At 68.7% G+C, this 24,962-nt stretch carries 22 protein-coding genes, 1 tRNA gene and 2 pseudogenes; 12 read left to right on the top strand and 13 right to left on the bottom strand.

Features of this window, described 5'->3' with window-relative positions; all coding sequences use genetic code 11:
- Position 1: 1 nt before the first annotated feature.
- Positions 2-1,513, bottom strand: a complete 1,512-nt coding sequence (locus tag ABD848_RS12585) for a DALR anticodon-binding domain-containing protein (RefSeq protein WP_344971272.1) — start codon at positions 1,511-1,513, stop codon at positions 2-4.
- Between the two features lie 3 nt (positions 1,514-1,516).
- Positions 1,517-1,906: a response regulator gene (locus ABD848_RS12580; RefSeq protein WP_344971269.1), complete on the bottom strand. Its 390-nt coding sequence runs from the start codon at positions 1,904-1,906 to the stop codon at positions 1,517-1,519.
- Positions 1,907-2,036: 130 nt separating this feature from the next.
- Here ABD848_RS12580 and ABD848_RS12575 point away from each other — a divergent pair.
- Positions 2,037-2,108 (top strand) — tRNA-Arg (locus ABD848_RS12575).
- 151 nt (positions 2,109-2,259) lie between these two features.
- On the top strand, positions 2,260-2,658 hold the full coding sequence (locus ABD848_RS12570) for a hypothetical protein (RefSeq protein WP_344971266.1): 399 nt from the start codon (positions 2,260-2,262) through the stop codon (positions 2,656-2,658).
- A gap of 259 nt (positions 2,659-2,917) precedes the next feature.
- On the opposite strand, the pseudogene ABD848_RS25015 reads toward ABD848_RS12570, so the two are convergent.
- The 3 genes and pseudogenes from ABD848_RS25015 to ABD848_RS12560 all read right to left on the bottom strand — a co-directional run.
- Positions 2,918-3,244, bottom strand: a pseudogene (locus ABD848_RS25015) (recombinase family protein); the annotation flags it as partial.
- A gap of 111 nt (positions 3,245-3,355) precedes the next feature.
- The gene (locus ABD848_RS12565) at positions 3,356-3,970 is read right to left on the bottom strand and encodes a recombinase family protein (protein WP_344971264.1); all 615 of its coding nucleotides are present in this window, start codon (positions 3,968-3,970) and stop codon (positions 3,356-3,358) included.
- 654 nt (positions 3,971-4,624) lie between these two features.
- Positions 4,625-5,491 (bottom strand): hypothetical protein, encoded by an 867-nt coding sequence (locus tag ABD848_RS12560; RefSeq protein ID WP_344971262.1) that lies wholly within the window; start codon positions 5,489-5,491, stop codon positions 4,625-4,627.
- 308 nt (positions 5,492-5,799) lie between these two features.
- On the opposite strand from ABD848_RS12560, the gene ABD848_RS12555 reads away from it, so the two are divergent.
- From ABD848_RS12555 to ABD848_RS12530, 6 genes are all read left to right on the top strand, one after another.
- The gene (locus tag ABD848_RS12555; RefSeq protein WP_344971260.1) at positions 5,800-6,543 is read left to right on the top strand and encodes a hypothetical protein; all 744 of its coding nucleotides are present in this window, start codon (positions 5,800-5,802) and stop codon (positions 6,541-6,543) included.
- A 180-nt stretch (positions 6,544-6,723) separates the two neighbouring features.
- Positions 6,724-7,080, top strand: coding sequence for a pilin (locus tag ABD848_RS12550; protein WP_344971258.1), 357 nt, complete (start codon positions 6,724-6,726; stop codon positions 7,078-7,080).
- A gap of 299 nt (positions 7,081-7,379) precedes the next feature.
- Positions 7,380-9,134: a hypothetical protein gene (locus ABD848_RS12545; protein ID WP_344971256.1), complete on the top strand. Its 1,755-nt coding sequence runs from the start codon at positions 7,380-7,382 to the stop codon at positions 9,132-9,134.
- Positions 9,135-10,064 (top strand): PrgI family protein, encoded by a 930-nt coding sequence (locus tag ABD848_RS12540; RefSeq protein ID WP_344971254.1) that lies wholly within the window; start codon positions 9,135-9,137, stop codon positions 10,062-10,064. It begins immediately after the preceding gene.
- A complete protein-coding gene (locus ABD848_RS12535; RefSeq protein ID WP_344971252.1) occupies positions 10,065-11,885 on the top strand; it encodes a VirB4 family type IV secretion system protein in 1,821 nt (606 codons plus the stop codon).
- Positions 11,882-13,516 (top strand): type IV secretory system conjugative DNA transfer family protein, encoded by a 1,635-nt coding sequence (locus ABD848_RS12530; RefSeq protein WP_344971250.1) that lies wholly within the window; start codon positions 11,882-11,884, stop codon positions 13,514-13,516. Before ABD848_RS12535 ends, ABD848_RS12530 begins: the two co-directional genes overlap by 4 nt.
- A 69-nt stretch (positions 13,517-13,585) precedes the next feature.
- Here the strand turns inward: ABD848_RS12530 and ABD848_RS12525 are convergent, their stop codons facing one another.
- Positions 13,586-13,828, bottom strand: a complete 243-nt coding sequence (locus tag ABD848_RS12525; protein WP_344971248.1) for a hypothetical protein — start codon at positions 13,826-13,828, stop codon at positions 13,586-13,588.
- On the opposite strand from ABD848_RS12525, the gene ABD848_RS12520 reads away from it, so the two are divergent.
- The 4 genes and pseudogenes from ABD848_RS12520 to ABD848_RS12505 form a co-directional block, all read left to right on the top strand.
- Positions 13,808-14,203, top strand: coding sequence for a type IV secretory system conjugative DNA transfer family protein (locus ABD848_RS12520; RefSeq protein ID WP_344971246.1), 396 nt, complete (start codon positions 13,808-13,810; stop codon positions 14,201-14,203). The two genes, ABD848_RS12525 and ABD848_RS12520, sit on opposite strands and share 21 nt — an antisense overlap.
- Positions 14,204-14,237: 34 nt before the next feature.
- Positions 14,238-15,119 carry a replication-relaxation family protein gene (locus tag ABD848_RS12515; protein ID WP_344971244.1) on the top strand — a complete coding sequence of 294 codons (882 nt, stop codon included), beginning with the start codon at positions 14,238-14,240 and terminating at the stop codon, positions 15,117-15,119.
- Complete coding sequence (locus ABD848_RS12510) at positions 15,112-16,191, top strand: C40 family peptidase (RefSeq protein WP_344971242.1); 1,080 nt, start codon at positions 15,112-15,114, stop codon at positions 16,189-16,191. The genes ABD848_RS12515 and ABD848_RS12510 overlap by 8 nt, the downstream gene beginning before the upstream one ends.
- 248 nt (positions 16,192-16,439) lie before the next feature.
- Positions 16,440-16,616, top strand: a pseudogene (locus ABD848_RS12505) (IS5/IS1182 family transposase); the annotation flags it as partial.
- Positions 16,617-16,645: 29 nt separating this feature from the next.
- On the opposite strand, the gene add reads toward ABD848_RS12505, so the two are convergent.
- The 7 genes from add to ABD848_RS12470 all read right to left on the bottom strand — a co-directional run bounded on the left by add (position 16,646) and on the right by ABD848_RS12470 (position 24,631).
- On the bottom strand, positions 16,646-17,704 hold the full coding sequence (gene add / locus ABD848_RS12500) for an adenosine deaminase (RefSeq protein ID WP_344971240.1): 1,059 nt from the start codon (positions 17,702-17,704) through the stop codon (positions 16,646-16,648).
- A 161-nt stretch (positions 17,705-17,865) separates the two neighbouring features.
- Entirely contained in the window at positions 17,866-18,330 is a 465-nt protein-coding gene (locus ABD848_RS12495) for an NUDIX hydrolase (protein ID WP_344971238.1), read from the bottom strand.
- A 14-nt stretch (positions 18,331-18,344) separates the two neighbouring features.
- A complete protein-coding gene (locus ABD848_RS12490; protein ID WP_344971236.1) occupies positions 18,345-19,610 on the bottom strand; it encodes a DegT/DnrJ/EryC1/StrS family aminotransferase in 1,266 nt (421 codons plus the stop codon).
- Positions 19,607-20,560, bottom strand: a complete 954-nt coding sequence (locus ABD848_RS12485) for a phosphotransferase (protein WP_344971234.1) — start codon at positions 20,558-20,560, stop codon at positions 19,607-19,609. The genes ABD848_RS12490 and ABD848_RS12485 overlap by 4 nt, the downstream gene beginning before the upstream one ends.
- Positions 20,557-22,260, bottom strand: a complete 1,704-nt coding sequence (locus ABD848_RS12480) for a carbamoyltransferase family protein (protein WP_344971232.1) — start codon at positions 22,258-22,260, stop codon at positions 20,557-20,559. The genes ABD848_RS12485 and ABD848_RS12480 overlap by 4 nt, the downstream gene beginning before the upstream one ends.
- Entirely contained in the window at positions 22,257-23,336 is a 1,080-nt protein-coding gene (locus ABD848_RS12475) for a hypothetical protein (protein ID WP_344971230.1), read from the bottom strand. Before ABD848_RS12475 ends, ABD848_RS12480 begins: the two co-directional genes overlap by 4 nt.
- Positions 23,337-23,341: 5 nt before the next feature.
- Positions 23,342-24,631: a radical SAM protein gene (locus ABD848_RS12470; RefSeq protein ID WP_344971228.1), complete on the bottom strand. Its 1,290-nt coding sequence runs from the start codon at positions 24,629-24,631 to the stop codon at positions 23,342-23,344.
- Between the last annotated feature and the right edge of the window lie 331 nt (positions 24,632-24,962).

Below are 24,962 nucleotides of genomic sequence, written 5' to 3'. Positions count from 1 at the left end.
CCTACAGTCGGGCGGGTGCCGACACTCCGAGCACGGCCAATCCGGCGGCGAGGACACCACAGACAGCGGCGCACAGGTCGAGCCGCGCGGCGACGGCCTCCCCGCGCGCGGCACCGGCCCCAGCAGGGCCGATGTCCCTTCCGGTGACGGCGTCGCAGGATTCCCACCAATCATGGTAGGCAACGGCGAGCCCTTCCAGATATCTGACCAGCGTATGGGGGCTACGGCGGCGAGCAGAGGCGGCGAGCAGGCCGGGGCCGTCGAACAGCAGCCCGGTGACCTCGACGGCCGTACTGGAGGCGAGGGCGGCGAGCGCGTGGGCGCCGTCCCCCTGCGGCGCTGAGCTCTCGTGGCTCGCCGAGGCAGGACGGGCTGGAAGGTCGTCGACCGTGGCGCTGTCGTGGGCCCAGCGCAGTGTGGACCGGGCGTGGGCGTGGGCGTAGCGCAGCGCGAACGCCGGGTTGTCGGCGGTATGACGCGCCCAAGCGCCCGGCCGGCGGGCGGTGGGCCATGCGGGCAGGTCGGGACCGGTGCGCTCGCCGGGGCGCGGCTGCTGGTCGGCACTACGACAGTAGGCGATGCGGGTGGCCGCCTCCCCGAGCACCGCGAGCAGTCGCGCCGGCTCGGTCTCACCGGGCGGGGCGTCGTAGTAGGGGTCGCGCCACCCGCCGTCGACCGCGTCGGCGCAGCGAGCAGCCACACCCTCCGCCGCCCGGCGACCCCCCCGCCCCCCGGTGGCGAACTCCTCTGTTGCGCAAGGGCACGAGATCGCGGTGGTTTCTTCGGGCGCTTCCCCCCTCCCGGTGCCGTCGCCCTCATCGGCTCCAGCGGTCTCGGCGGCGCGGGGCGACCGGGTGGGGGGGTTCTCGCTCGCTGCGGTGTCGACGCCGGCGCCCGGCGCCTCAGCCGGGGCGATGTCGTGGCCGGCGGCGAGGGCGAGGCGGTGCCGGGCGTCGTCGCGCGCCCACTGTCTGGCTTGGGCGAGAGTGGCGGCGCGGTGGAGGGGGGTGAGCGCCCACGCCGGGTGTTCGCCGCAGCGACCGAACCCTTCGGGGCGGCCGGTGAGGTAGGCCGGCCCGAGGCTGGCGGCGCGTAGCAGCGCCCTGCGAACGGCGGGAAGCGGGGTCACGGTGATGAAACCGGGGCCTTCGGCGACAGCATCACCGATTCCCGGCTGCCGGCGGAGTTCGGCGGCGACCTCGTCGGCGAGTTCGCGGGCGGGGCGCCCGCTGCTGCGGGACAGGCGCAGCGCGAGCGCGGTCGAGTAGTCGCCGGCTGCCCCGTCTGGCGCCTGCCGCGGTTCGGCGGCGGGCAGGCGGGTGGGGGGGTTGTGGTCGGCACCGAGCACGCTGGCTGCCGCTGTGCGCAGCACCGTGTCGAGCCACCAGGGGGTGCCTTCTCCCTGGTGCGGTCCGGCTGGAGGTACGCCACCGGCGGGACCGGCGGGCTCCTCGCCCGACCGCTTCGCGTGGCCGCAGCCGGGCCTGTGGGGAGGCGGCGAGGGGAGGCTCATCGACTATCCGGCCCGCGTGGCCGCGGCCAGGTCGCGTACGACCTGGATCAGTTCGGTGGGGTCGAACGGCTTGGTCAGATAGGCGTCGGCTCCGACCTCGGTTCCCCGTCGCACGTCGTTTTTTTGCGCACGGGCGGTGATGAGCAGTACCCGCACGTCGCGGGTCCGTTCGTTCTCGCGTAACCGCACCGCCGTCACCCACCCGTCGAGGCGGGGCATCATGACGTCGAGCGTGATCACATCGGGCGCGATGTCCTCCACTCGATCGAGACAGTCTTGGCCGTCGACGGCCGTATGGACCTCGAACCCCTCCAATTGCAGATTCACGACGATGAGCTGGCGAATCACCTCATCGTCATCGACTACGAGTACCCGTCCCACGGCATCACCCACACCCGTGAGGCTAGCGCCGCAACGGGGGCTTCGCTGGCGTACCCACAACGCGACGATAACGACCCACTCCCTCCGCCCCCGTCACCGCGCACGTTCCCCCTCGAACCCCTGCTAAAGTGGACCCCACAGCGCCCCCTTAGCTCAGGGGATAGAGCAACGGCCTCCGGAGCCGTGTGCGCAGGTTCGAATCCTGCAGGGGGCACGTCACAGAGGGGAACGTGGGGCGGTGCTGCGTCCATGGGTTCCTTTCTTTCTCGTTTTTCGTCACGGTCGTCGTGGGTGAGCACGCGGTCGGCCGTCTGGCGCAGCTCGGGCACGGTCTCGGCGGCCAGGTGCACCCGCACCGTCACCGCGTGACGCGGACGGTCGTAGACCACCTGGAGGCGAAACGCCTCGAACAACCGCCGCAACAGTTCCTCGGGCACCTTAGCGAGGTCACACTCGCCCACCGGCAGCGCCTCCAACAACTCCGGCGCGCTGCGCTGTGGGGCGTGCTGTTGCAGTTCCCGAAGCTGCTCCTGGACGGTGCCGCGCTCCTCGTAGATGCGCTGCGCACGGGCACGGATGTCGGCGGCCATCTCGGCATGGGGGTCGTCGAACACCTCCAGTTGGGCCAACAGCCGCTCCCGTCGGGTGTCCAGATCGTGAAGGCGGCGTTGCAGCGAAGCCAGGCCGGCCTCGTGTTCGCGGTGGGCCTCGGTCTCGACCTGGGGCAGCCGGGCGGCCAGCCGGCCCCCTGCGGCTGGGGCTAAACACCCGTCGGGCGAAGAAGCCCAAAACCGCCTCCAGCAGGTCCTGCTCGCGTACCCACACGCTGGCCGGATGGCCGCCCTCGGCACAGCCCGGTGCGGGCTGGCAGGCGAAGTAGCCGGTGTGGCGGCGGGTCTTGCCGAACATGCGGCGCCCACAGATCCCGCACACCACGTAGGAGCGCAGCACGTAGGAGCGCTTGGCCTGGGGATGGTTGGCCCGCCCGCCGGAGCTGCGGGAGCGTTCCCGCTGGGTGGCCACCTGTTGGGCGGCCACGAACATGTCGATGCTGACCACGGGTTCGTGGGTGGGTTGGCTGGACCACACCCACTGGCGTGGGGCGTTGTGGCGCCCACGCCCGGTTTTGGTGGCGCGCCGGTTCCAGACCATGTAGCCGGTGTACTTGGGGTTGGTCAGCACCCCACGCACCGAACTGGCCGTCCAGCGCCCCACCCTGCGCTGGGCATCGACCGGCTCGGGTGGGGGGAACCGCTCGGGCTGGAGATTGAGCAGCTCAGCGATGGCGGCATAGCCCAGGCGTCTGCGCACCCGCAGCTCATAGATGTGGCTCACCACCGGCGCGCGCACCGGGTCGGGGGTGAGGCGGTGCGTGCCGGCCCCCTCGGCTCGGCGGGCCGGCACCGGGTGGGGCACCCGCAGCGCAGTGTAGCCATAGGGGGCACGGCCGACGTCGAAGCCCTACTCGGTGTGGGTCTCGAACCCGTCCCAGGACTTCTCCAGCAGCTCCAGGACGCACCACTCGGCCACACCCTGCTTGACCCGCCGGGTCAGGATCTGCGAGGCGCGTTCACCCGAGGCCACGATGGGCTCACCGGAGGCGAACAGCATCACTCCAAGCTGTTCCAGCCGGTACTCGATCTGGGTACCCAGGTAGGTGCGCCGCGCAATGCGGTCGATGGACTCACAGATCACCGCATCGAAGCGGCGATCGGATCGGGCGGCCTCCTCCAGCAGATCGGTGATACCGCCATCGCGCGGCACCGGGATGGACATCTCCTCATGAGCCCGTCCTTGGCCGCGTAGCCCCAGCTCGGTGCGGCCCGACTCCACATCATAGAAATGAGCCACAATGGCGGCCTGCTCGGGCAGGTTGCTGCGCGAGCTGGTGAGCTGGCGCGGGATGGAAAGTGTGGGGTCCTGGCGGTCGTCGGTGGAGGTGCGTCCTGCGAAGGCCACCCGCAGGAACCCGCCTTTCAGCTGTCCTTGGAGTCGCTGGGTGGGTTCGTCGGTGGAGCCGTGTCGGAGGGCGTCGAGGGGGATGGGGGGTTCTCGCTGCGCGTGCTCAGCACCCATTCCAGTACGTCCTTGATGGCGTGGGTTTGCTCTGCTTGCAGCTCACGCCCCGGCTGCCCCGGCACCACCTGAAACTCGTAGGTGACATTCATCTCGCCCGAGTTTCGCGAGGCCGTAACCGGCGGGGCGTGGGAACGGTCTTTCGACTCTGCTTCGGGGTGGGCAGGATATGCGACATCGCCGGTGTTGTGGGACGGTTCGGGCTGGTGGGAAGAGTTTTCTCGCGCCTCGGTCACGGTGTCCTTCCCAGCATGATGCGGTCGGCACACGAGTCAGCGAGCGGCATCCCATTGCCGTGCGGCAGCCGCCGGCGGCACCAGCGGGCGCGGCGTGCGATGCGTGAGCCATCGCCATCGCTGCGAACCCACGAGCGAACGCACGGGACGGCAATGCCGGCGGCCGGGCCGGTAGCAGTGGTCTGGCCGTGGCATGCCAGCCGGTCGTAGCGGCCCGCCGAGACCAGTACCGCTGTGGCGAGGCGACCGGCGAGGTTGTTACCGGCATGGCCCTGGTGAGCCTGCCTGCCGGAGCCACCCCCTGCACCGTGTCCCGCCCTGGGGCTCAGGAACTCGACGAGGTTCGTTGCGGTTCGTGGACAAGTTCGGACCTGCAAGGCAACCAATCGGAACCGGCCCACACTGCGGCAACGCCTCCTCATAGCTCCCCCACGCCGTGCTGTCCCGAAGCCTCGGTGCCGCGGCACGTCCAGAGGGAGCAGCCCTCGACCTCGGGTGTGTCCTCGGTGTCGAGGTCGGCGTGGGCCAGTGGGACGCGGGCGGGGTGGAGGTAGTAGGTAGTGCCGGGTGGCGTGGGGCGCGGTGCCGCGTGTGGGTGTCTGTGCCGCAGGGCGGCATCGATGGCAAGCGCCTCCTCCCACGCCTCGGGCTGGTAGGCGCGCAGCTCCCGCCATCTGGCGCCGGAGTGTTGTGGGCAAGCTAGGCAGGCCAATCTCCGCGTGTCGGCGAGGTCGTGCCGGTGGAGATAGGCCCGACAATCCGCGTCGGTCCAGCCGATGTCGAGCAGCGGATAGCGCACGCGCAGTCCATGCGTGCCCGCGCTAGCCCGGCGGGCGTGCTCGATGCTCACAGCCCGAAAGCACTCGACAACCGTCCCTGGGGAGTCGGGGGACGCTTCGGTCAGGCTTCGTACCTGGGCAGCCAGGACGGCGGCTTGGCGGCGTGCGCACTGGTTGGGCAGTCGTCCAGGTGTGCCGTCGGGGTCTCGCGTGAACAGTGGCAGCGGGCAGGGGTGGTCGTTGCCAAGAGTGTGTTCGGCGACGATGGTGGCATCGGCGCGGCGAAAGCCGATGCCGGCGTCGGCGGCGATGCGTTCCAGGCGCGACAGGTGGTGGTAGGCGGCGGCGGTGTAGAGACCCGTGTCGGCGGCCAGGACGTGGTCGGGGCGGGGGAGGGCGCGGTGGGCTGCCAGCAACAGCAGTGCCGTGGTGCCGGGCGTGCCGTCCAGGATCAGCAGTCGCAGGCGTTGGCGGGCGTGGTGGCGGTCGTATCTGAGTGTGGGCATCGCGTGGTGTCGGCTGCGGTCATCGAACGCCTCCCCCATCAAGAGGAGCGGGAGAGCCGGTTGCGCTCACGCACGCGGCGGCGAATTCGGAGCCGGCGTAGGCCCAGCGGCTATCTGGCGCACGCCGGGCGAGCAGAAATTCGTCACTGCCAATCTTCTGATCGGATATGCGGCAGCTTTTCTACTCGCTTAGCGTTCGCCGCTGATGAGCAGTTTCTGCGCACCCGCCGCTGCGATTCGCATGCGGATTTTCGGCGAACTTTCTTTGACGTCATGGAACTCCCCGACACGGATAAGGGAGTTCAGTGATGCTGCTCGATGTTTCGTCCGATCAGCCGTTTTCGGCGTTGCAGCGTTCGGTTGAACTGGTCATCTCCGGGGCGGCCCCGCCGGTGCTGCCCATGGCCGACCTTCCCGGCGTGGAGGCTGAGGAACTGGCCGCCGGGCAGGTGGTGACCCTGCTGCGGCGCGGGTCGGTGGAGGTGGCCGATGCGCTGTGGCGTCGTGTTCTCGCGCGTTCGCGTGCGGGCCAGACGGTGTGGACCGTGGTGGCGGCCGGGGCGATGCTGCCGCGGCTGGTCAGCGCATGCTCTCGGTTCGGCCGTGTTCCCAACGACCACATCGCCGATGTGGAGGCCGAGATGCTGGCCGCGTTGCTGGAGCAGATGCGGTCGGTGGACACCTCGGGCACCGACGTGGGATCGCAGTTGTGGCACGCGGCGGCCAACACCGCCTACCGGTGCGGCTACCACGCCCAGCAGAACAGGCGGCGGCTGACCCCGTGGGACCCGCTGGAGCGGGAAACGCCCCACCATGATGGGCGCGGGCCGGTCACGGTGTTGGCCGAGGCGATCACCCAGGGGCTGCTCACCCGGACCGAAGCCGACCTCATCGCCCGCACGCGGCTGGAGTCGCAGACGTTGGGCCAGGTCGCCGCTGACCTGGGGCTGGCCTACATCACCGCCCGGCGCCGGCGACACGCAGCCGAGGCGCGGCTGGCGCACGCGCTGGAAGAAAAATCCGCGGATGCGGTGAGCGCAACCACGCCCTGAATTCCTCTTGATGGGTGAGAAGGAACCTTCTTCTCGCCCACAGCGGCCGGGGCGGAGCGGTCATCGAACGCTTGCACCTGTTGCCCCCAGCGAAAGGAGGATTCGGCGCGTTCGCCCCGGCCCTCACCCCTAAGCCTGACAGCGACGCCCCCGACCGGTCGCCGCAATTTGAGGTGAGGCATGGAGGCACGAAAACCCCGCATCCTGATCTTTTTTCTTTGCATTTTTATCGCTGGTTTCGCCCTGGCCCTGGCGGGGGCCGACCCTGCCCTGGCCGACACCGCTCCCGCTCCTGGTGTTGAGGATTTGGGAGCGGTGATCACCAATATCCGTAACTGGGTGCTGGGGCTGCTGGTGGCGTTGGCCACCTTGTTGTTGACCATCGGTGGGGTGCGCTACCTGCTGGCCGGTGGCGATCCGGGGGAGGTCAGCAAGGCCAAGGACACCTTGAAGTACGCGGCGTTGGGCTATGGGGTGGCGATCCTGGCGCCGCTGCTGGTGGAGATCCTGCGCGGGTTCGTGGGGTTGTCGTCATGAGCCCACCGCGGCGGTCTCCCCTCTCGCGTCGTGTGGCAGCCGGCACGGCGCTCGTGGTTGCGGCGTTGGTGGGCGGTGGGACGGTGCTGGCGGCACCGGCCGGCGCTGCCGCGACCGTTGCCGGTGCCATCGAGGCTCCCGCGCCGTCGCCGGGCCACGAGCCAGAGCCCGTGCCGAAGCCGACACCCCCGGCTGAGCCGGAACCGAGCGGGGTGCCCTCACCCGAGCCCTCGCCTGCCCCGGGGCCTGAGCCCAGCCCACCGGAGGAGCAGCCGCCGGAGAGGGCGGATGCGTGTGGGATGTGGGACTACGCATGCCAGGTACGCCAGGCGTTCAACGGATGGCTGGTCGAGACGGTGACCGAGGTGGTCAACCTCAACCTCATGGCCGCGGCGATCGGCCTGTTGACCCAGCCGGTGCCCACGCCGGGGGTGGAGCAGGCGTGGCGGGTGTGTGCGGGGGTGGTCAACACCGGATTCGTGCTGCTGGTCACGGTGGGCGGGGTGGTGGTGATGACCAACCCCACGGTGCAGACCTCGACCGGTATCAAGAAGGTGGCGCCGCGGCTGGTGCTGGGGTTTGTGGGGGCCAACGCCTCCTGGTGGGTGTGTGAACTGCTGGCCGACCTCGGCAACGCCACGAGTCTGCGGCTGGTCAGCGACACCGCCACCGGCGCCGACGTGGCTACCGCGATCGGGCGCGTCCTGGCCGATCCGGCCGGCGAGGTCGTGATCGTGGTGGTGTTGTACCTGGTGGCCGGCCTGCTGGAGCTGTTCTTTTTCTTCGCCTTGCTGGTGCGGCTCACCCTGTGGCTGTTGCTCACCGCAGCGGCCCCGCTGGCGTTGGCCTGCCACGCGCTGCCTCAAACCGAGGGTGTGGCGCGGTTGTGGTGGCGCGCAATGGTCGCACTGATGCTGGTGCAACTGGGCCAGGCGCTGACGCTGCGCGTGGCGGTGACCATCTTCCTCAACCGCGGCGCGCGGGATCTACTCGACCTGAGCGGCACGGCGGCGTCGCTGCTGGATGTGGGGATCGTGATCTGCCTGCTGTATGTGCTGGCGCGTATCCCGTTCTGGGCGTTCAAGCGGGTGTTCAACTACCAGGCCTCCCCCGCGCTCAAGGCCGCCAAGTTCGCCCTGAACGTGCTGGTACTGCGCAACCTCGGCAAAGCCGCCGCCAGCGCCACCGCAGCACGGGCGCCCCGCGGTGGCCAGGGCGGCGCCCCGCCAGGGGCTGGCGGCGGGCCGGCCGGTCCGCGAGGCGGACGGGGACCCACCGGCCCCCGAGGCAGCCCCACGTCAACTGGCGCTGGCAGTGGCCCCCGACGCGCAGGCAGCCCGGCCAGTGCCGCTGCCGGACACAGAACGGGGACCGGGGTGGGGCGCCAAGCGGGCACGCCGCCAGCCCGCGCGACCGGCAGGACTAGCCGTACCTCCGGCCAGACGTCGGGCGCGTTTGGCGGCCACGGCGGGGCTGGCCCGCCAGGGCCTGCCCGCTCCCCCAGAGGCAGGGGTGGCAGCGGCACTGCCGGCTCGGCAGAGGGCGGCACGGCGCACCACGACCGGTCCCGTTCTGGCACGGCAGCACCCCCACCGCCGGGGAGTAAGGGGGCGCGTCGGCACCAGCGGGACGGGGCCACGGCCTCGGACAACAGCAGTGGCAGTGGCGCTAGCCAGTGGTGGGGGCGTGGTTTCGCTCAACACCGCCCCCGCGCCGCCTCTGCTCCCCCACCGCCGGATCCACGCCGCTACCGGGCGATGCGGCCCCACCTGCGCTACCCCCAGTCCCGCCGCCAACAGACACGCTCTGCCCGCACCTCCCCCGACCAGACGCCCCCTGCCCGTGCCAGCAGCGGACCTGCCCCACCACCCCGCCGGTCCGCTACCGCCTCGCCTCCACCACAGGGGGCGCGGTCGGGGGCGTCCCCGCCCCCGTCGTCCTCTTCTGCTTCCCCTGCCTCGGGTGAGGCGGGTCCGACTGGACGGATTCCCAAAAGGCCGATTCGTCCCAAGCCCCGCCACGCTCAGCGGGGCGCTCGGCAAAGGAGACGGTAGATGGCGCGGATCCGCATGCCCGCCGACATCGAACGCGACGATCCGATCCTGGCGGGGCTGACGGCCCGCCAACTGCTCATCATCGGCGTTCCCGCCCTAGCGGTGTGGGGCGCGGGTGCTGTCCTGTACCCGTGGGTGCCACTGCCGGTACTGGCCGTTCTAGCGGTGCCCCTGGTGGGGGCGGCGGTGGCCGCGGCGCTGGTGCGCCGCGACGGGCTCAGCCTGGACCGGCTGGCTGTGGCGGCCTGGCGCTATCTCCGGGCCGCCAAACGCCGCACCGCCCATCCCGTTCCCACCGCTTCAATCCCCTCCTGGATCGGCGCACGGGCCACGCCGCTGCCGGCACCGCTGGACCTGCCGCTGCAGGCGATCGGCGATGACGGCACCATCGACCTGGGCGAGCACGGCGTGGCCGTCATCTTGTCGTGTTCGACGGTGAACTTCGGGCTGCGCACCCCTGAGGAACAAGCCGCCCTCGTCAGCGGTTTCGCGAGCTATCTCAACTCCCTGGCCACGCCCGCGCAGTTTGTGGTGCGCGCCGAATCCGTGCGCCTGGACCCCTTGATTGCCGCCCTCGACCACGCGGCACCGGGGTTGCCGCATCCGGCCCTGGAGCGGGCCGCCGGCGACCACGCCGCCTATCTCGCCGAATTGGCTGAGAGCCGCGAGCTGCTGTATCGGCAGGTGCTGATGGTGCTGCGCGCGCCTGCCAGCCAAGGGCGGCAGGCGGTGGCAACCGTGCGCCGCCGCGCCGACGATGCCGCCCGCGCGCTGGCTGGTGCCGGCACCACCGCCACCGTCTTGGACGGCGCCCGTGTTGCCGCCGTCTTGGACTCGGCAGCCGCGCCCTTCGATGCCACCCCGCCCGGTGAGGAGCTGGCCAGCGCGGACGAGGTGATCACCGGGGCGCCTTCGGGTGAGGAGGCCTAGATGCTGGGACGGACGAAATCGAAAACGAAGCGCTCCACGACCGCGCGTGACTCCACACCGGTGGCGGCCGAGGTCGAGGTTGGGGCGCGCCGGATCGACCTGGGATCGGGGGTGGCGGCGAACTTCGTGGTGACCGGCTATCCCGCCGAGGTGGGCCATGGGTGGTTGGAGCCGCTGCTGACCTATCCGGGACGGCTGGACGTCTCCGTCCACGTGGAACCGGTGCCCCCGGAGATGGCCGCACACCGGCTGCGGCGCCAGCGAGCCCGACTGGAATCGGCCAGCCAGACCGGAGCCGAGCAGGGAAAACTGGAGGACTTCGAAGCCGAGACCGCCGCCCAGGACGCCCGCGACATGGCCGCCTCGCTGGCCCGCGGCGAAGGCAAACTGTTCCGCGTCGGGCTGTCCATCACCGTCCACGCCGCCACCAACGAAGAGTTGGACGCAGAGATCGGCCACGTCCAGTCCCTGGCCGCCTCGATGCTGTTGCAGGCCCGCCCGGCCACCTATCGCCAACTCCACGGCTGGGCCTCAGCCCTACCGCTGGGCGTGGACCTACTGGGCCAGCGCCGCAGTATGGACACCACCGCGCTGGCAGCCGCCTACCCCTTCGCCAGCCCCGATGTAGCCGTGCAGACCTCCCCCACCGCCGTGCTCTACGGGTTGAACGCCGACTCGGCCGGGGTGCTGGTTTGGGACCGCTGGGCGCTGGACACCTACAACACGGTCGTGTTGGCCCGCTCGGGTGCCGGCAAATCCTACTTCTGCAAACTCGACCTGCTGCGCTCGCTCTACACCGGTGTCACCGCCGCCGTCATCGACCCCGAAGACGAATACACCCGCCTGACCGAAGCCGTCGGAGGCACCACGCTGCGGCTGGGGGCTCCCGGGGTTCACCTCAACCCCCTCGATCTGGCGTTGGATGCCGGCGCTACCCGCGACGCGCTCAGCCGCCGCGCCCTGTTCCTGCACACCCTGCTGGCCGTCATGCTGGGCGGGCCCCTGAGCGCGCGGCAACGCGCCGCTTTGGACCAAGCGGTGATCACCACCTACCGCAACGCCGGCATCACCGCCGACGAGCGCACCTGGAGCCGTCCCGCTCCGCTGTTGGGCGATCTGGCCGCCACGTTGGGCGCGGCCGACGATGAGCACGCCCGTGACCTCGCACTCCAGCTCGCCCCCTACGTCAGTGGGTCCTACCGGGAGCTGTTCGCCGCGCCCACCAGCCGGCGCCCCACCGGCCATCTCGTCTCCTGGTCGCTGCGCGAGATACCCGAGGAACTCAAAGGAGTGGGCACGCTGCTGGCCCTGGACGGGATCTGGCGCGGCGTCGCCGAGGCCGCCCCCGATCATCCGCGCATGGTGCTGGTCGACGAGGGGTGGCTGCTCATGTCCACCCCCGAAGGCGCCCGTTTCCTGTACCGGCTGGCCAAGGCCGCCCGCAAACGCTGGGTGGGACTGACCGTGGCCACCCAAGACGCCGCCGATGTACTCGGCAGCGATCTGGGCAAAGCCGTGGTCGCCAATGCCGCCACCCAGATCCTCATGCGCCAGGCCCCGCACACCATCGACACCATTGCCCACACCTTCGCCCTTTCCGAGGGCGAGAAACAGCACCTGCTCACCGCTGCCCCCGGCGACGCACTGCTGTGCAGCGGCGACCAACGTGTCGCCTTCCAGGTGGTCGCCAGCCCTTTCGAACACCAGCTCATCACCACCAACCCGGCCGAAGAAGCCCCAGACCGCGACGGCCCCGAGACCGACGTCTCCCTCGACCTCTCCCAATCCCAGCTCGACGAGGAGGACGACGACCTCCTATGACCCTGCTCCTCACCGATCTGGGGCGGCTACCCAACGCCCTCGCCCGCGCCTTCGTCGACCTGCTGGCTGCCCACGGCTGGACGCTGCTAGTGGTCGGGCTGGCCACGGTGGCCCTGCTACTGGTGGTCCGCGTTGTCGTCCACGGGCTACGCCACCGCGCCTGGACGCGCCACGCCCGTCTGGTCGAGATCCTGCCCCCACCCCACGCCGAGCTGTCCCAAGCCCACGCCTTGTGGACCCAACTGCTGGGACTGCTGCGACCGGCGTGGAAACGGCTGCTGCTAGGCCAACCCCACCTGGTGTGGGAATACGTCATGACCGTCACGGGGGTGCGCATCCGGCTGTGGGTGCCCGGCCCCACCCCGCCCGGGCTGGTAGAACACGCCATCACCTCGGCCTGGCCCGGCGCGAGCACCACCACCCGCCCCATCCCCACGCCCCGCCCCGACCGCTATATCCACGCCGGGTGGGTGCGGCTGGCCCGCCCCGACCACTACCCGCTGGCCACCAGCTACGACGAGGACCCGCTGCGGGCCGTGATCGGCGCCGCCAGCGATATGGCCACCGGCGAGGAGATCATGGTCCAAATCGGCGTGCGACCGGCCACCGGCCGGCGGCTACGCCGCACCAACCAGGCCGCCGCCGCGCTGCGCCACGCCCCCACCGCCCACGCCGACGCCTTCGACGCGCTCACCCCCACCACGCGACGCTCCACCAGCTCCCTGTTGGCGATGCGCTCCGAAGCCCGGCGCGAGATCCAGGCCATCCTCAACAAGTCCACCCAACCCCGGCTGGAAACCCTCACCCGCTACCTCGTCTCCTCCCCCGGAACCGACACCGCGGCACGGCAACGCCGACGGGGACACGCCCACGCCATCGCCGCGTCCTTCGCGGTGTTCAGCGGCCACAACTACTACCAACGCCGCCACATACTCCTGGCGCCGCAGCGGCGCATCCACACCCGCCACATGGGCGCAGGCGATCTGCTCTCGGTCACCGAACTGGCCGCAGTGGCCCACCTGCCCACCGACGAGAGCGTGCCCGGCCTGCAACGCGCCCCAGCCCGCTCCACCCCGCCACCGCCCCAAGTCGCCACCGACAGCCCGCAAGCCCGCCTGCTCGGGGTGGCTGAACAGTCCGAACGCCGCAGCATCGCCCAGCGCATCGCCGACGCGCGCCAGCACACCCACATCATCGGCGGCACCGGAACCGGCAAAACCACATTGTTGCTGGGCATGGCCCTGGATGACATCGCCAAGGGCCGCGGACTCGTCTTCATCGAACCCAAAGGCGAATCCGAACTGCTACTACCACGTATCCCCGAGGACGCCATGGACCGGGTGGTGCTCATCGACCCTGACGACGACGCCTCCCCGCCCAGCCTCAACGCCCTGGCCAGCCCCGCCCCGGCCCGCACCGCCGACACCATCACCGGCATCTTCAAACGCATCTTCGCCGAATCGTGGGGGCCACGCACCGACGACATCCTGCGCTCGGCCGTACTCACCCTGGCGGGAACACCGCAAGCCAGTCTGGCCAACATCCCCAAACTGCTCGACAACGACGCATTCCGCCGCCGCGCCACCGCCCACCTGGACGAGAAGTCCGTACTGGCCGGCTTCTGGTCCTGATACGAGGCCCAATCCGACCAGGCTCGGGCCCACGCCACCGCGCCGCTGCTCAACAAGCTGCGCGCCGTACTACTGCGCGACTTCGCCCGCGACCTGCTGGCCGCCCGGCCGCGCTCCAGCCTGAACCTGCCCCACCTGCTCGACAACGACGCCGTCATCATCGCCCGCCTGCCCAAAGGCGTCCTCGGCGAAGACACCAGTGCCCTGCTGGGCTCCCTCACGCTGGCCCAGGTCTGGCAAGGCGTCCTGGCCCGCGCTCGGCAGCGCCAAGCCCACCGCAGCGACATCAGCGTGTACCTGGACGAGGCCCACAACTTCCTCACCCTGCCCTACGGACTCGGCGACATGCTCGCCGAAGCCCGCGCCTACCGCGCCGGCCTCGTCCTCGCCCACCAAGACCTCGCCCAACTCCCCCGCGACCCGCGCGAAGCCGTCTCCACCAACGCCCGCAGCAAAGTCTACTTCGACGTCTCCCCCGAAGACGCCCGCGGCCTCGCCCGCCACGTCCACCCCGAACTCGGCGAACACGACCTCTCCCACCTGGCGCGCTACCAGGCCGCGGCCCGCCTGGTCGCCAACGGCGCCCTCACCCCCGCCTTCACCCTGCGCACCCGCCCACTGCCCGCCCCCACGCCAGGGCGGGCCACCGCCGTACGCAAGACCGCCCGCACCAACCAATCCTCGTAACGCTGCAACACTCCGGTTCTCAAGGAGGCCAGTCGTGTCTGTCGTCCTGCGCCCCGACCGCCGCGCCCCCGCCCGTCCCCGCAGCTCACCCGAAACCGTCAAGCAACTCGCCCGCCGACTCACCCCACGCGACCGCCACATCATGCGCCTGGTCTGGCAACACAAGGTGTTCACCACCGACCAGCTCACCGCCCTGGGCTGGAACTCCTACAACACCGCCAAACAGCGCCTGGCTACCCTGCACCGGCTGCGCGCCCTCGACCGGCTCCGCCCCTGGAAACCCCACGGCGGCGCCCCCTGGCACTACGTCCTCGACCAGCCCGGCGCCGAGATCCTGGCCGCCGAAAACGGCCAGTCCCTGCGCGAGTTCGGCTACCGCCGCGACCGTGCCCTGGCCGCCGGCTACTCCGCCACCCTCGACCACACCCTGGGCACCAACCAGTTCTTCGTCGACCTCTACACCCACACCCGCCACCACGACGACACCCACCTGGACTGGTGGACCGAGACCACCTGCACCCACCACTACGGCGACATCGTCCGCCCTGACGCCGCCGGCCGCTGGCGCGTGGCCGACCGCAGGGTGGACTTCTTCCTCGAATACGACACCGGCACCGAACGACTACGCCGCCTCACCGCCAAACTCGACGCCTACCAGGAACTGGCCGACCTCACCACGACCAGCGCGATCGTGCTGTTCTACCTACCCAGCCAACGGCGCGAAGCCCACCTCCGCCACGCCCTCGGTCCTCGGCCTGCGGTTTTGGTGGCCACCGCCGTCCACGGCGCTCACCCCGCCCGCCACGTCTGGGTCCGCGTCGACGATCCGCACCTGATCCCCCGCCGTCTCGTCGACCTGAGTCCTCGCACCACCTACCACCAGCCCGCACTGCTTGAAGGAGCAGACGATGGCTAACGTCGGCTGCGGCGCCGCTCTAGGCGCCGCAGCCCTGCTCATCCCCGCACTGGTGTTCTCCACCGCCACCGCCTTCCTCGGCCGCGACGCTCCCGCCTCACAGAGCGCGCCCGAACAGCTTGAAGGCATCCCCGAACTCCTGCTGGAGGCCTACGCCCGCGCCCCCGCCCAGCTCGAACGCCACTCTCCCCAGTGCACAGGCATGAGCTGGGCCATACTGGCCGGCCTCGGCCGCATCGAATCCACCCACCTGGCCGGTCACGACATCAAACCCGACGGCGACGTGGTCCCCCGCTTCCTCGGCCCCGTCCTCGACGGCTCCGGAGCGGGTGGCAACATCACCCCCGTCCACGACACCGACAACGGCCGATGGGACGGCAACACCACCTACGACCGCGCCCTCGGCCCCACCCAGCAACTCCCCGGCCAGTGGGACACCTACGGCCGTGATGGCAACCACGACGGGAAGGCCGACCCGCACAACGTGTTCGACAACGTCCTCGCCGGCGCCGTCGAGCTCTGCGAAAGCGCAGGCGGCGCCCCAGTGGACTTCACCGACCGCGGCCAACTCCGCGACGCACTCTGGCGCTACAACCATTCCGAGATCTACGTCGACGACGTCCTCACCCGCATCGAGCACTACCGCCAACTCAGCAGCCCCGTCGGCGGCGAGGCGGGCAGCTACGCCGGCCAGCACGCCGTCAAATGGGCGCTACGCCAGGTCGGCAAACCCTACATCTGGGGCGGCACCGGCCCCCAGGGCTACGACTGCTCCGGCCTGACCATGAAAGCCTGGGCCGCCGCCGGCGTCACCATCCCCCGCGTCACCACCGACCAGTACCACGCCGGCACCCGCGTCAGCCTCAACCAGCTCGCCCCCGGCGACCTGCTCTTCTACGACACCACCAACGTCGGCGCCCCCGGCCCCGCCCCCAGCCACGTCACCATGTACATCGGCGACGGAAAAATGATCAACGCCCCCGGCACCGGCCACCCCATCCGTACCCAGCCCCTGCACAGCGACTTCTACACCCCCCGCTTCATGGGTGCCGTCCGCCCCCACGCCGCATAAATCGGCAGGTTTCTCAAACTCGCAACGAACACACCCAGCGAGCCTTAGCCAAGACGAGGGGACGACCTCTTGCCTCCTTACAAGCCGGTGAATGCTCCCGGCCAGAGCACCAGCGGAGAGCTTAGAGCCCATCTCATTCGGGGTCTCGTCGGCCTGAGCGTGTGTCGATGGTTGAGCGTTTGGTTCCGGACGGGTTGTGGGAGTTGTTCCAGCAGGTGGTGCCCTAGGTGCCGTCTCGCCTCTAGGAGCGTCTGGCCCGCGCCAGCGTGGAGTCCTCGACGCGATTGGGGCGCCACCGAAGGAAGGCCGCCTGGCTGGCCGGATACCACCGCCTACACCGGCGCTACGAACGCACAGGCACACACGTCCCGGCCTTCACCGTCATCGCCTGCACACTGGTCTGCTGCCGCAGATTCACCAAATGAGAGGAACTCTCATAAAGCGTCGGGTTAGTTCAGTAGGCGGTCTCATGCTCGGTCCGTGGGGCGTGGCTGATTCTCGTTTCCAGCCAGGTCGTGACACCGGCCGCGGCACTGGTGATGAGTTCGTCGGGTGCACCGGAGGCACAGATCGATGTGCGTGCTAGTGCCGCGAGTTGTGGGTCTGTCAGTGATAGCTGCGCGCGAGCGTTCTGGTACTCGGTGAGCAGACTGGTTTCGAATAGCAGCGGGTCGTCGGAGCCCAGGGAACACAGCACTCCGGCGTCCAGGAGTCGCGGGAGGGGATGCTCGTCGAGGTGCTTGACAACACCGAGTACGTGGTTGGACGTCAGGCACACGTCCAACGCTGTGCCTTCGTCGGCGAGGCGTTTCATCAGCGGTGGATGCTCAACGGCACGCACGCCGTGGGCGATTCGATCGGGAGAGAGCACGTCAACCGCGTTTTGGATGCTCGACGCGCCGGCGAACTCGCCTGCGTGCGGTGTGATGATCAGGTTGGCTTCCCGGGCGATCGTGAAGGCTTTCTCGAAAGCTTCCGGAGGCGCTGCGGTCTCATCACCGGTAAGGCCGAAGGCGACGACTCCACGGCCGGCATAGTCGGCGGCAAACCGTGCCAGGGCGATGGCGTGGTGCGGATCACGGTTGCGGCTGGCACCGAGGACCAGCCCAAAGCCGACGCCCAAGTGCGTTCCTGTGGAGGTCCCGGTTTCCAGGACCAGGTCAAGCACCTCTTCGGTGGAACCGAGCGCTGGCGTGTAGGTCGTCGGGGTGAAGTGTGGCTCGATCCAAACCGCTCCTGAGGCTGCTGCGTCTTCCACGACTTCACGCACGAGGCGTTGGAGGTCACTCCTGGTGCGAATCAGTTTGACGATCTCTCGATAGCAGTTCTGAAACTGGTCAAACGAGTCGTAGGGAGCGGTCTGTGGGATCGGTTGCCCGTAGGTGCGTGCCAGATCTGCAAGCGTGGCGGGCCGCATGGCGCCTTCGAGATGGAGGTGGAGGTCGACTTTGGGTAACTGTTTGAGGCAGCGCTGACCTGGAGGGTCTTCTGGCGGTGGGAATTTGGGCGCCATGGGCTGTTTCCACGTAGTGCGAGTTGGGGTGGCGTCAGCTCACGGACATTCAAACGTTTACCCGGCTCGGGCTGCCGTGTCTGACAGGAACCACGAGGGTCCGAGGTAGCCCTGGCCGGGCGTTGCTGGGGTGCGGGCCAGGGCTGGTTCGAGGCTGGTGGTCACTCGACGGGCTGGGGCAGGTCGTTGGCGTGGAGGCGTTCGTGGAGCTCGCCCAGGGCTGTGCGGTTGCTGTCGAACCGCAGCACGTCACGGGCGGTGTGATAGTCCAACCATTGGACGGCAGTGTGCTCTTCAGAGATCTTGATCTCCACACCGGTCAGGTCAACGGCGAAGGAGTACTCGGGGATGACGTAGGTTCCCGTCGGCCAACTGTCGCGATCGACGAAGAACCGTGCGGGGATGCTGGCGGTGGTCTGCAACGGATAAAGCGAAACAGCCTGGGTGAGTCCGAGTTCCTCGCTGGCCTCGCGAGCGGCGGCCTGCTGCGGTGTCTCGCCGACCTCACCACCGCCGGCGACCGCCTGCCAGACGTCCATGTCCTCACGCCGCAGTAGGGCGAACTCGACCTGCTCACCGGTGCGGCGGAAGGCAACGACAAGGACCTGAAACGGTGCTCGGGGCATGTGAATCTCCTTGTTCACTGATCAGGCGAGACGCGGCTTTGATCACGGCTCCGCTGGTCTTCGTGGAGTCGACTGCGATTGTTGTATATCTTCTCGGCCGCACGTGTGACATCGGCGAGTTCTGTTGGTTCGTCGAGCAGCATGCCAGATCCGGCTGCTTGTCCGAGTAGAACCAGACGGGCGCAGGTGTTGCGGGCATGGGTGTCGGCGGCCACGCGTGCGGGGGCGTAGTCGGGGTTGGCGGGGTCAGCATAGATCGGCTCGTCGCTACAGGGGATGAGGGTGCCTCGCCCGACGGGTATGCCTTCGGCCCGCAGGGCGGCGCGGAAGGTGTCGATCGGGACATCGTCGAATGCCTTGGGGTCGTAGGTGAACGCCAGGGAGAAGCGGCCGTGTGTGGTTACGCGCGGGTCGAGAGCCGGGGGCACGGGCTGCAGGCCGGGGATGGTAGAGAGTTCTGCGGCAAGGAAGATTGCTCCCCGCTCCTTGGCTGCGGTGTGGTGCTCCATGCGTGCGAGCTGGGCTCGCAGGATGGCGGCCTGGAATTCGCTTAGCCGCAGGTTCCAGCCCAGGTGGGGGTGCGGGCTGGAGGTGCCGGGCGGACGGCCGTGGTCGCGGAGTGCGGCGATACGTGCGGCGAGATCGTCACGCGGTGTGACAACAGCGCCGCCTTCGCCAGCGGAGATGTTCTTAGTGCTGGCGAAACTGAACACGCCGATGGTGCCGAGCGTCCCGGTGTGTGCGCCGTTCCAGGTCGCGCCGAGCGACTGGGCGCAATCCTCGATGATCGGGATGTCGTGTTCTGCGGCGATGGCGCGGAGATCGTCCATGTCGGCCGGGTGCCCACCCAGGTGGACGGCGATGATCGCCCTGGTCTTGTCGCTGAGGGCGGATTTCGTGGAGGAAGCGGCGAGAGTGTGGGTGGCGGGGTCGATATCGGCGAAGACCGGGACACCGCCGAGCAGGGAGACCGCGGTCGCGGTGGCCACATAGGTCATGGCCGGTACCACGACTTCGTCTCCCGGCTGGAGTCCCAGTGCCCGTAGGGCGATCATGAGCCCAGCGGTGCCGCTGGAGACCACGGCGACATGCGGAACGTGAAGGTAGTCGCCGAGTTCGCGTTCCAGGGCTTGCCCTTGGGATTGGCTGTGGATGCCGCCCCACCGTCGGCTCTCCAGGACCGCGGTGAGGGCGTGGAGTTCTGCCTGGTCGAACTGCGGCCAGTCGTGAAAGGGGCGGGTCCGTACCGGTGGTCCGCCCACGAGGGCGAGTGTGCTCACGGTCGAGCCTCCTCGGCGATTCTGCGCAGGCGGGCACGGTGGTCGATGACCCAGGTCAACTGGTGGTGTCGGGCGCGGGCGAAGGCCGACATGCCGCGGACCTCATCTTGGGTAGTGGTAAAGGTTCGGCTCTCGGCTGCTTGGACGGTGATGAACAGGTCGATCATGACCGCGCGGTCCGTCGCCTCAATCGATCTGATGCGGTGGTAGGCGTCCAGATAGGTCCGAAACGCCGAGTCCGGCGCGGACATCCCGGGAGGGATCGAGGTGACGAAGGCACGGACGATCTCATAGGGGCGCGGGAATCGGGAGACCTGGTCGAAGTCGACGAACAGGGGGCGGTTCGGGTCGGCTGCGACCAGGTTTTCCAAGCGTGCGTCCCCATGAACCCACCCACAGGAGAGGGTTGCCATGGCCTGCGCGTCGAGTCCGTAGGTTTCCAGAATGTGGATGCGCCAGTCGATCGCGTCGCGGATGGTCGTATCGCATATCTGTTGTCGCAGTCGTTTCAGATCTGCGGTGGGAGGGGTGGGCAGTTGTAGGAAGTCGGCACAGTCCTGGTCCGGGATGAAGTGGTCCAGGCAGCGGTGCAGCGCGGCGAGCGCGGAGCCAAGACATGTCAGCCCGGCTTGCTGGGCATGGTAGATGTACTCGGTCACCAGGTAGGTCGCGTCCTCCACGTGTGCGATTCGTCGGCCGCTTCGCGTCAGGCACAGTGGTGGGGCCAGTCCGGCACGCGCTGCGTGGTGGTGGGCCTGGGCCGCCAGTTCGATGCGTTCGGGCGTGAATCGTGAGCCGAACCGCTTGGCGACCAGCGGGCCGTTCTCGGTCGGCACCACGTTGACCTGCCCCACGTGTCCGCCGGGAAGACGGCGCACCGCTCCGCACAGGCGTCGTCCGTACTGGCGCAGGCATGCCGACACCTCCGCTGTTTCCGTGGGTGCGCTCATTTGGTGAGCACCCGGTTGCCGAGGACAAGCGTGTCCAGACCGGATGAGAAGAAGGTGCGGATCGCGTCCTCAGGGCTGCACACGACGGGCTCTTCGGCCAGGTTGAAGGAGGTGTTGAGAATCGCACCGACACCCGTACGGTCCCGGAATCCGCAGATGAGCCGGTGAAAGAGCGGGTTGGCTTCGGCGGTGACGGTCTGCGGGCGGGCGGTGCCGTCGACATGGATCGTGGCGGGGATGAGGTGGTGTGTCTCAGGAAGGACGGGAAGGGTGCGCTCCATGAACGGCGCCGCTGGTTGTGAGCCGAAGTAGGTGGCGAAGTCGTCGGCCAGGACCGCCGGAGCGAAGGGACGCCATGGTTCGCGCAGCTTCACCGCATTGTTCACCTGGTCGCGCATGCCCGCGCTGCGGGGATCGGCCAGGATCGAGCGGTTGCCCAGCGCACGCTGCCCGAACTCCATGCTGCCCTGGAACCAGCCGACGATCTTGCCCTCGGCCAGCGCGTGTGCGGCGACATCCGCCGGGTCGTCCACCTCGGGGGCCCGCAGTTTGGCCCGAGAGAGAACGCGACTGATGGCGGCATCATCAAAGGAGGGGCCGTAGTAGTTGTGGGTCATCGCCGGGCCGCGGTCGGCCCCCAGCAGGACGCAGTGGGTATAGAGGGCCGCACCGATCGAGGTGCCGCTGTCATCGGGACAACTGGAGACGAAGACCTCGTCGAACGGCGTTGAGGACGTGATCTTGCCGTTGAACACGGAGTTCATGAACGTTCCTCCGCCTACCACGAGCTGTTCCAGGCCGGTGCTGTGGTGCAAATCGGCCAGGAGGTGGTGTAGGGCGTCCTCCAACACGTGCTGGGCGGCTGCGGCGACGTCTTGGTGTCGGCTGGTGATCTCCTCGTCGGGGCGGCGTGGCGGACCGAAGCGCTGGATGAACGCCTCGCTCACCGCGCTGCGGGCCGGCCGCAGGTAGTAGCTGAAGTAGTTGAGGTCAACGCGGATTGTGCCGTCCTGGAACTCGACGAGGTCGCGGAGCGACTTGTAGACCGCGCCATTGGCGTCACCGTAGGCGGCCAGCCCCATGACCTTCCACTCGTCACGGTCAAGGCGGAAGCCCAGATACTGCGTCAGCGCCCCGTAGAACAGCCCCAGCGAGTGCGGATAAGGGATGGTTCCCAGCGTGGTGAGGGCAGAGCCGTTGCCCACCGCGCTGAGCGCGGTGCAGTCCTCGCCCCGCCCATCGACGGTGAGAACGGCGGCCGACTCGAACGGAGAAAGGAAGAAGGCGTTGGCCGCGTGCGCGTCGTGATGGTAGACGTAGTCGATTTGAAGCGGCTTGTCTCCGGTCTGCAAGATCTGCGTCGCAGCCCCCTGATACGGCTCATCCAGCAAGGCAGCGAGGTTGTTCGGTATCGCATACAGCCCTTCGGGGTGCCATCGGGCGCGCCCGGTGTAACGGCCATCCGGCACGCTCAGGTCGATCGCCGGGTTGGTACTGACCGCGATCCGGTCCACACCGTTCAGGCCGTCCGGGACGGTGGAGAGGCAGTACTCGATCGCGCGCCGGGGGAACGCACGGGTGTGTTTACTCCGTGTGAAGCGTTCCTCGGCCGCGGCGGCACGGACCTGCCCGTCCTCGACCAGGGCTGCCGAGGAGATATGGAGGTCACTAGCGATGCCAAGAATGTGCATCCCCTTCATTCCCCTTCCCGGGTGCGGCGTACAACGTCGTCGACCAGCCGTAGTGCCTGTGGGGTCATGCCCGGTGGCTGGATCAACCGGTAGGTGGGAATCTGCGGAATCCACTGCCGGTGCTCAGGCGCACCATCAGCTAACGCGGCCTGCTCGGGGAAGACCTCGCCAGGGCCGTGCAAGACGTTACGGCTCCACAACGCGCCGGCCTCTTCTTCGCTGAGCAGCGACAGATACGGCGCGGAGACTGCGGGATCAAGCCGGGGTTCGATGGCTACGGTCAGGCGACCACGTGGCGCCACCGTGCTGCCCGCAGCGGTGGCCAGCTCCTGTGGTCGCAGCGCAAGTCGCGGCTCCAAAGCATCGCCACATCCCTCAACATCGCCGATCTGCTGCTCCCACTGGTGCACCAGGTAATCTCGCAACGGCCCTTCCCGCAGGGAGAGGACGCTGCCCGCGCGGACCCCGACACGGATCGGGAAGCCCGCCACCTCCACCTGCCCTTCCCCCCCTTGCCGGAGGGCGACCTTGTCGTTACCGGCTAAGGCCCCGCCCGCGCTGTCCAGGGTGTGCAGCAGCATCGTCGTTTTGCCGGCAGCTCGTCCTCCGAGCACGGCCACGCCTTCCCCTTCCAGCGCAAAGCACGCCGCGCGAACGAACAGCTCCCCCTTCGCCAATAGCTCGCGCAGGATAAGCGCACGCATGATCCGCACTACAACCTGGGCGTGCTCATGCTCTGCGCCTTCCCCGAGAACCAGATGTACGGTCGAGCGAGCGTCATCCACCAGGCAGACCACGTCCGGAGCAGTAGGAAGCACCGCGCGGCGTATTGAGGAAGCGAGGGGAGCTTCCCGGGCGATCCGGAACAGCTCCGGAGCACTGCTGTAGACGATCAACCGCGTTCGGTCCGGTGCCGCGCGGCGTGCGAAGTAGCCGTCGACGTACCACGCGACGTAATCGACGATCGGTTGCGCAGCCACGACCTCGACACCCGCTCCTGCGAGGTCGAAGCACTCCCGCAGCAGGCGGGGAAAGGAGCGAGCAGCCCACCCGTTTAAGTCCTCGACTGTCAGGCGATACGCCACAGGTGTCACCTCTCGATCGCGTACGCACCACCGTCAACCAAGTCGGCCACATGCTTTTCAAGGCGATCGATACCACTGTCCGCCACGACCGTCTTGGCTTCGGCTAGCAGCCGGTTGGCCCTGTTCTTGAACGGATCGCACACCGTCGGACAGATCGTCGGCAGCTGGTGGCGCAGCCGCTGGCGCTCCTGGCTTTCCCACACCTGAGCAAACGAGGTGTCGATGGCGCTGCCATAGCTGAACCCGCCGGGCCGCGGATGGTAGTTGCACGGATATAGGTGCCCATCCGAGCCGACCGCGGCCATCAGGTCGGTGATCGAACAGGTCGAACAGGTACGCGCCATCTCCTGAGGGTTGTCGAGCTGGTGAATCTCCACCAGCCGAAACGCCTCGGTCTCCACCTCGGCACGAATGCGTTCAACCAGACGCTTAGCCTCGGCGCGCTGCTGGTCGCTCAACGGTTGGGAGCCGGAGTTGTCCTGCTTCAACCGCAGTGAATCGACCCCGACCTGGCTCAAGAGGTGGGCGGCGTCATAGACCTCGCCGAAGTTCTGCGGATACATCACAAAGGAAGTGTTGATCTCCACCGTCGCCCCGCTCTCGCGACGTCGCTCGGCCAGGCGGGCCACGTTCGCCACGGCCTTGTCGAACATCGCCTGCCCCGCGGGACGTCCGCCGTACTTGAGGTCCGCATAGGTTTGTGGGGTGGCGGCGTCGATGCTGACGTGGACATAGGCGGCGCCGAGCAAAACCTCGATGACAGCCTCGTCCATCAGCACGCCATTGGTGAAGATGCCCACCCGCATGCCGCGGGCCACCAGATAGTCGATGGCAGGAACCAAGGCACGCCGGGCGATGAGCGGCTCACCGATCAGCCCGGAGAAGGAGACGTTTTCGATGCCGAAAGTGTCGCGGTGTTCGCGACCATCATGGCGGTAGCGCGCCTCAACGCGATAGTCGACCAACTCCTGGGCCAATTTCATCATGTTCTCCGGCACCGCCAACGCATCGGGGAGTCGATCCGAAGCGACTTTGGCCGCGTCCAGCAGCACCAGTTCTTCGCGTTGGTCGTCCCAGATCTCCAGGGGGACATGATCGCCGATGCACCAATCGCAGCGCAGGTTGCACCCCGAGGACGGATGGATCAGAACCTCGAACGGGGGAACGATCTGGCCCTCCACCGTGGCGGCGAAGCGGCCCCACTGGCGGCGCAGCACGTCGAGTTCGTTGAATCTGCCGGGCAAGTCCGGGCGTACATGGGAAGACAAAGGATTGCCGGGAAGGGGGGCAGACACCAAGCGTCCTTTCGCTCGTTACCAGCCAACCGCTGGACGAAACTCCTCAAGCGCGGCCACGGGGATGCTCAAGCTCACGTCGCCGGCCGGCGCCCACGTAGACAATGCGGAGGCATCTGCTGACCGCGAGCGAACAACGCGTGACCACTCCGTGCTCTTTACCTTCGCTTGACCCACGAAAACACGGCGAGCTCAGCGAGCTCTCACGTCGAGGTAATGCCGTATTCCGCGGAAAAGCGGTGGGGAGGCGAGAACAGCAGGGGCCGCCCCGCTCCCGCTCCAAGACGCGTCTGCCCAGCTCGTCCAGGACCGTCTGGCGGATACGAGGCCA

The sequence above is a fragment of the Salinactinospora qingdaonensis genome, assembly GCF_039539445.1.
Taxonomy (GTDB): Bacteria; Actinomycetota; Actinomycetes; order Streptosporangiales; family Streptosporangiaceae; genus Salinactinospora; species Salinactinospora qingdaonensis.
This window is presented reverse-complemented; position numbering and strand designations above follow the sequence as displayed.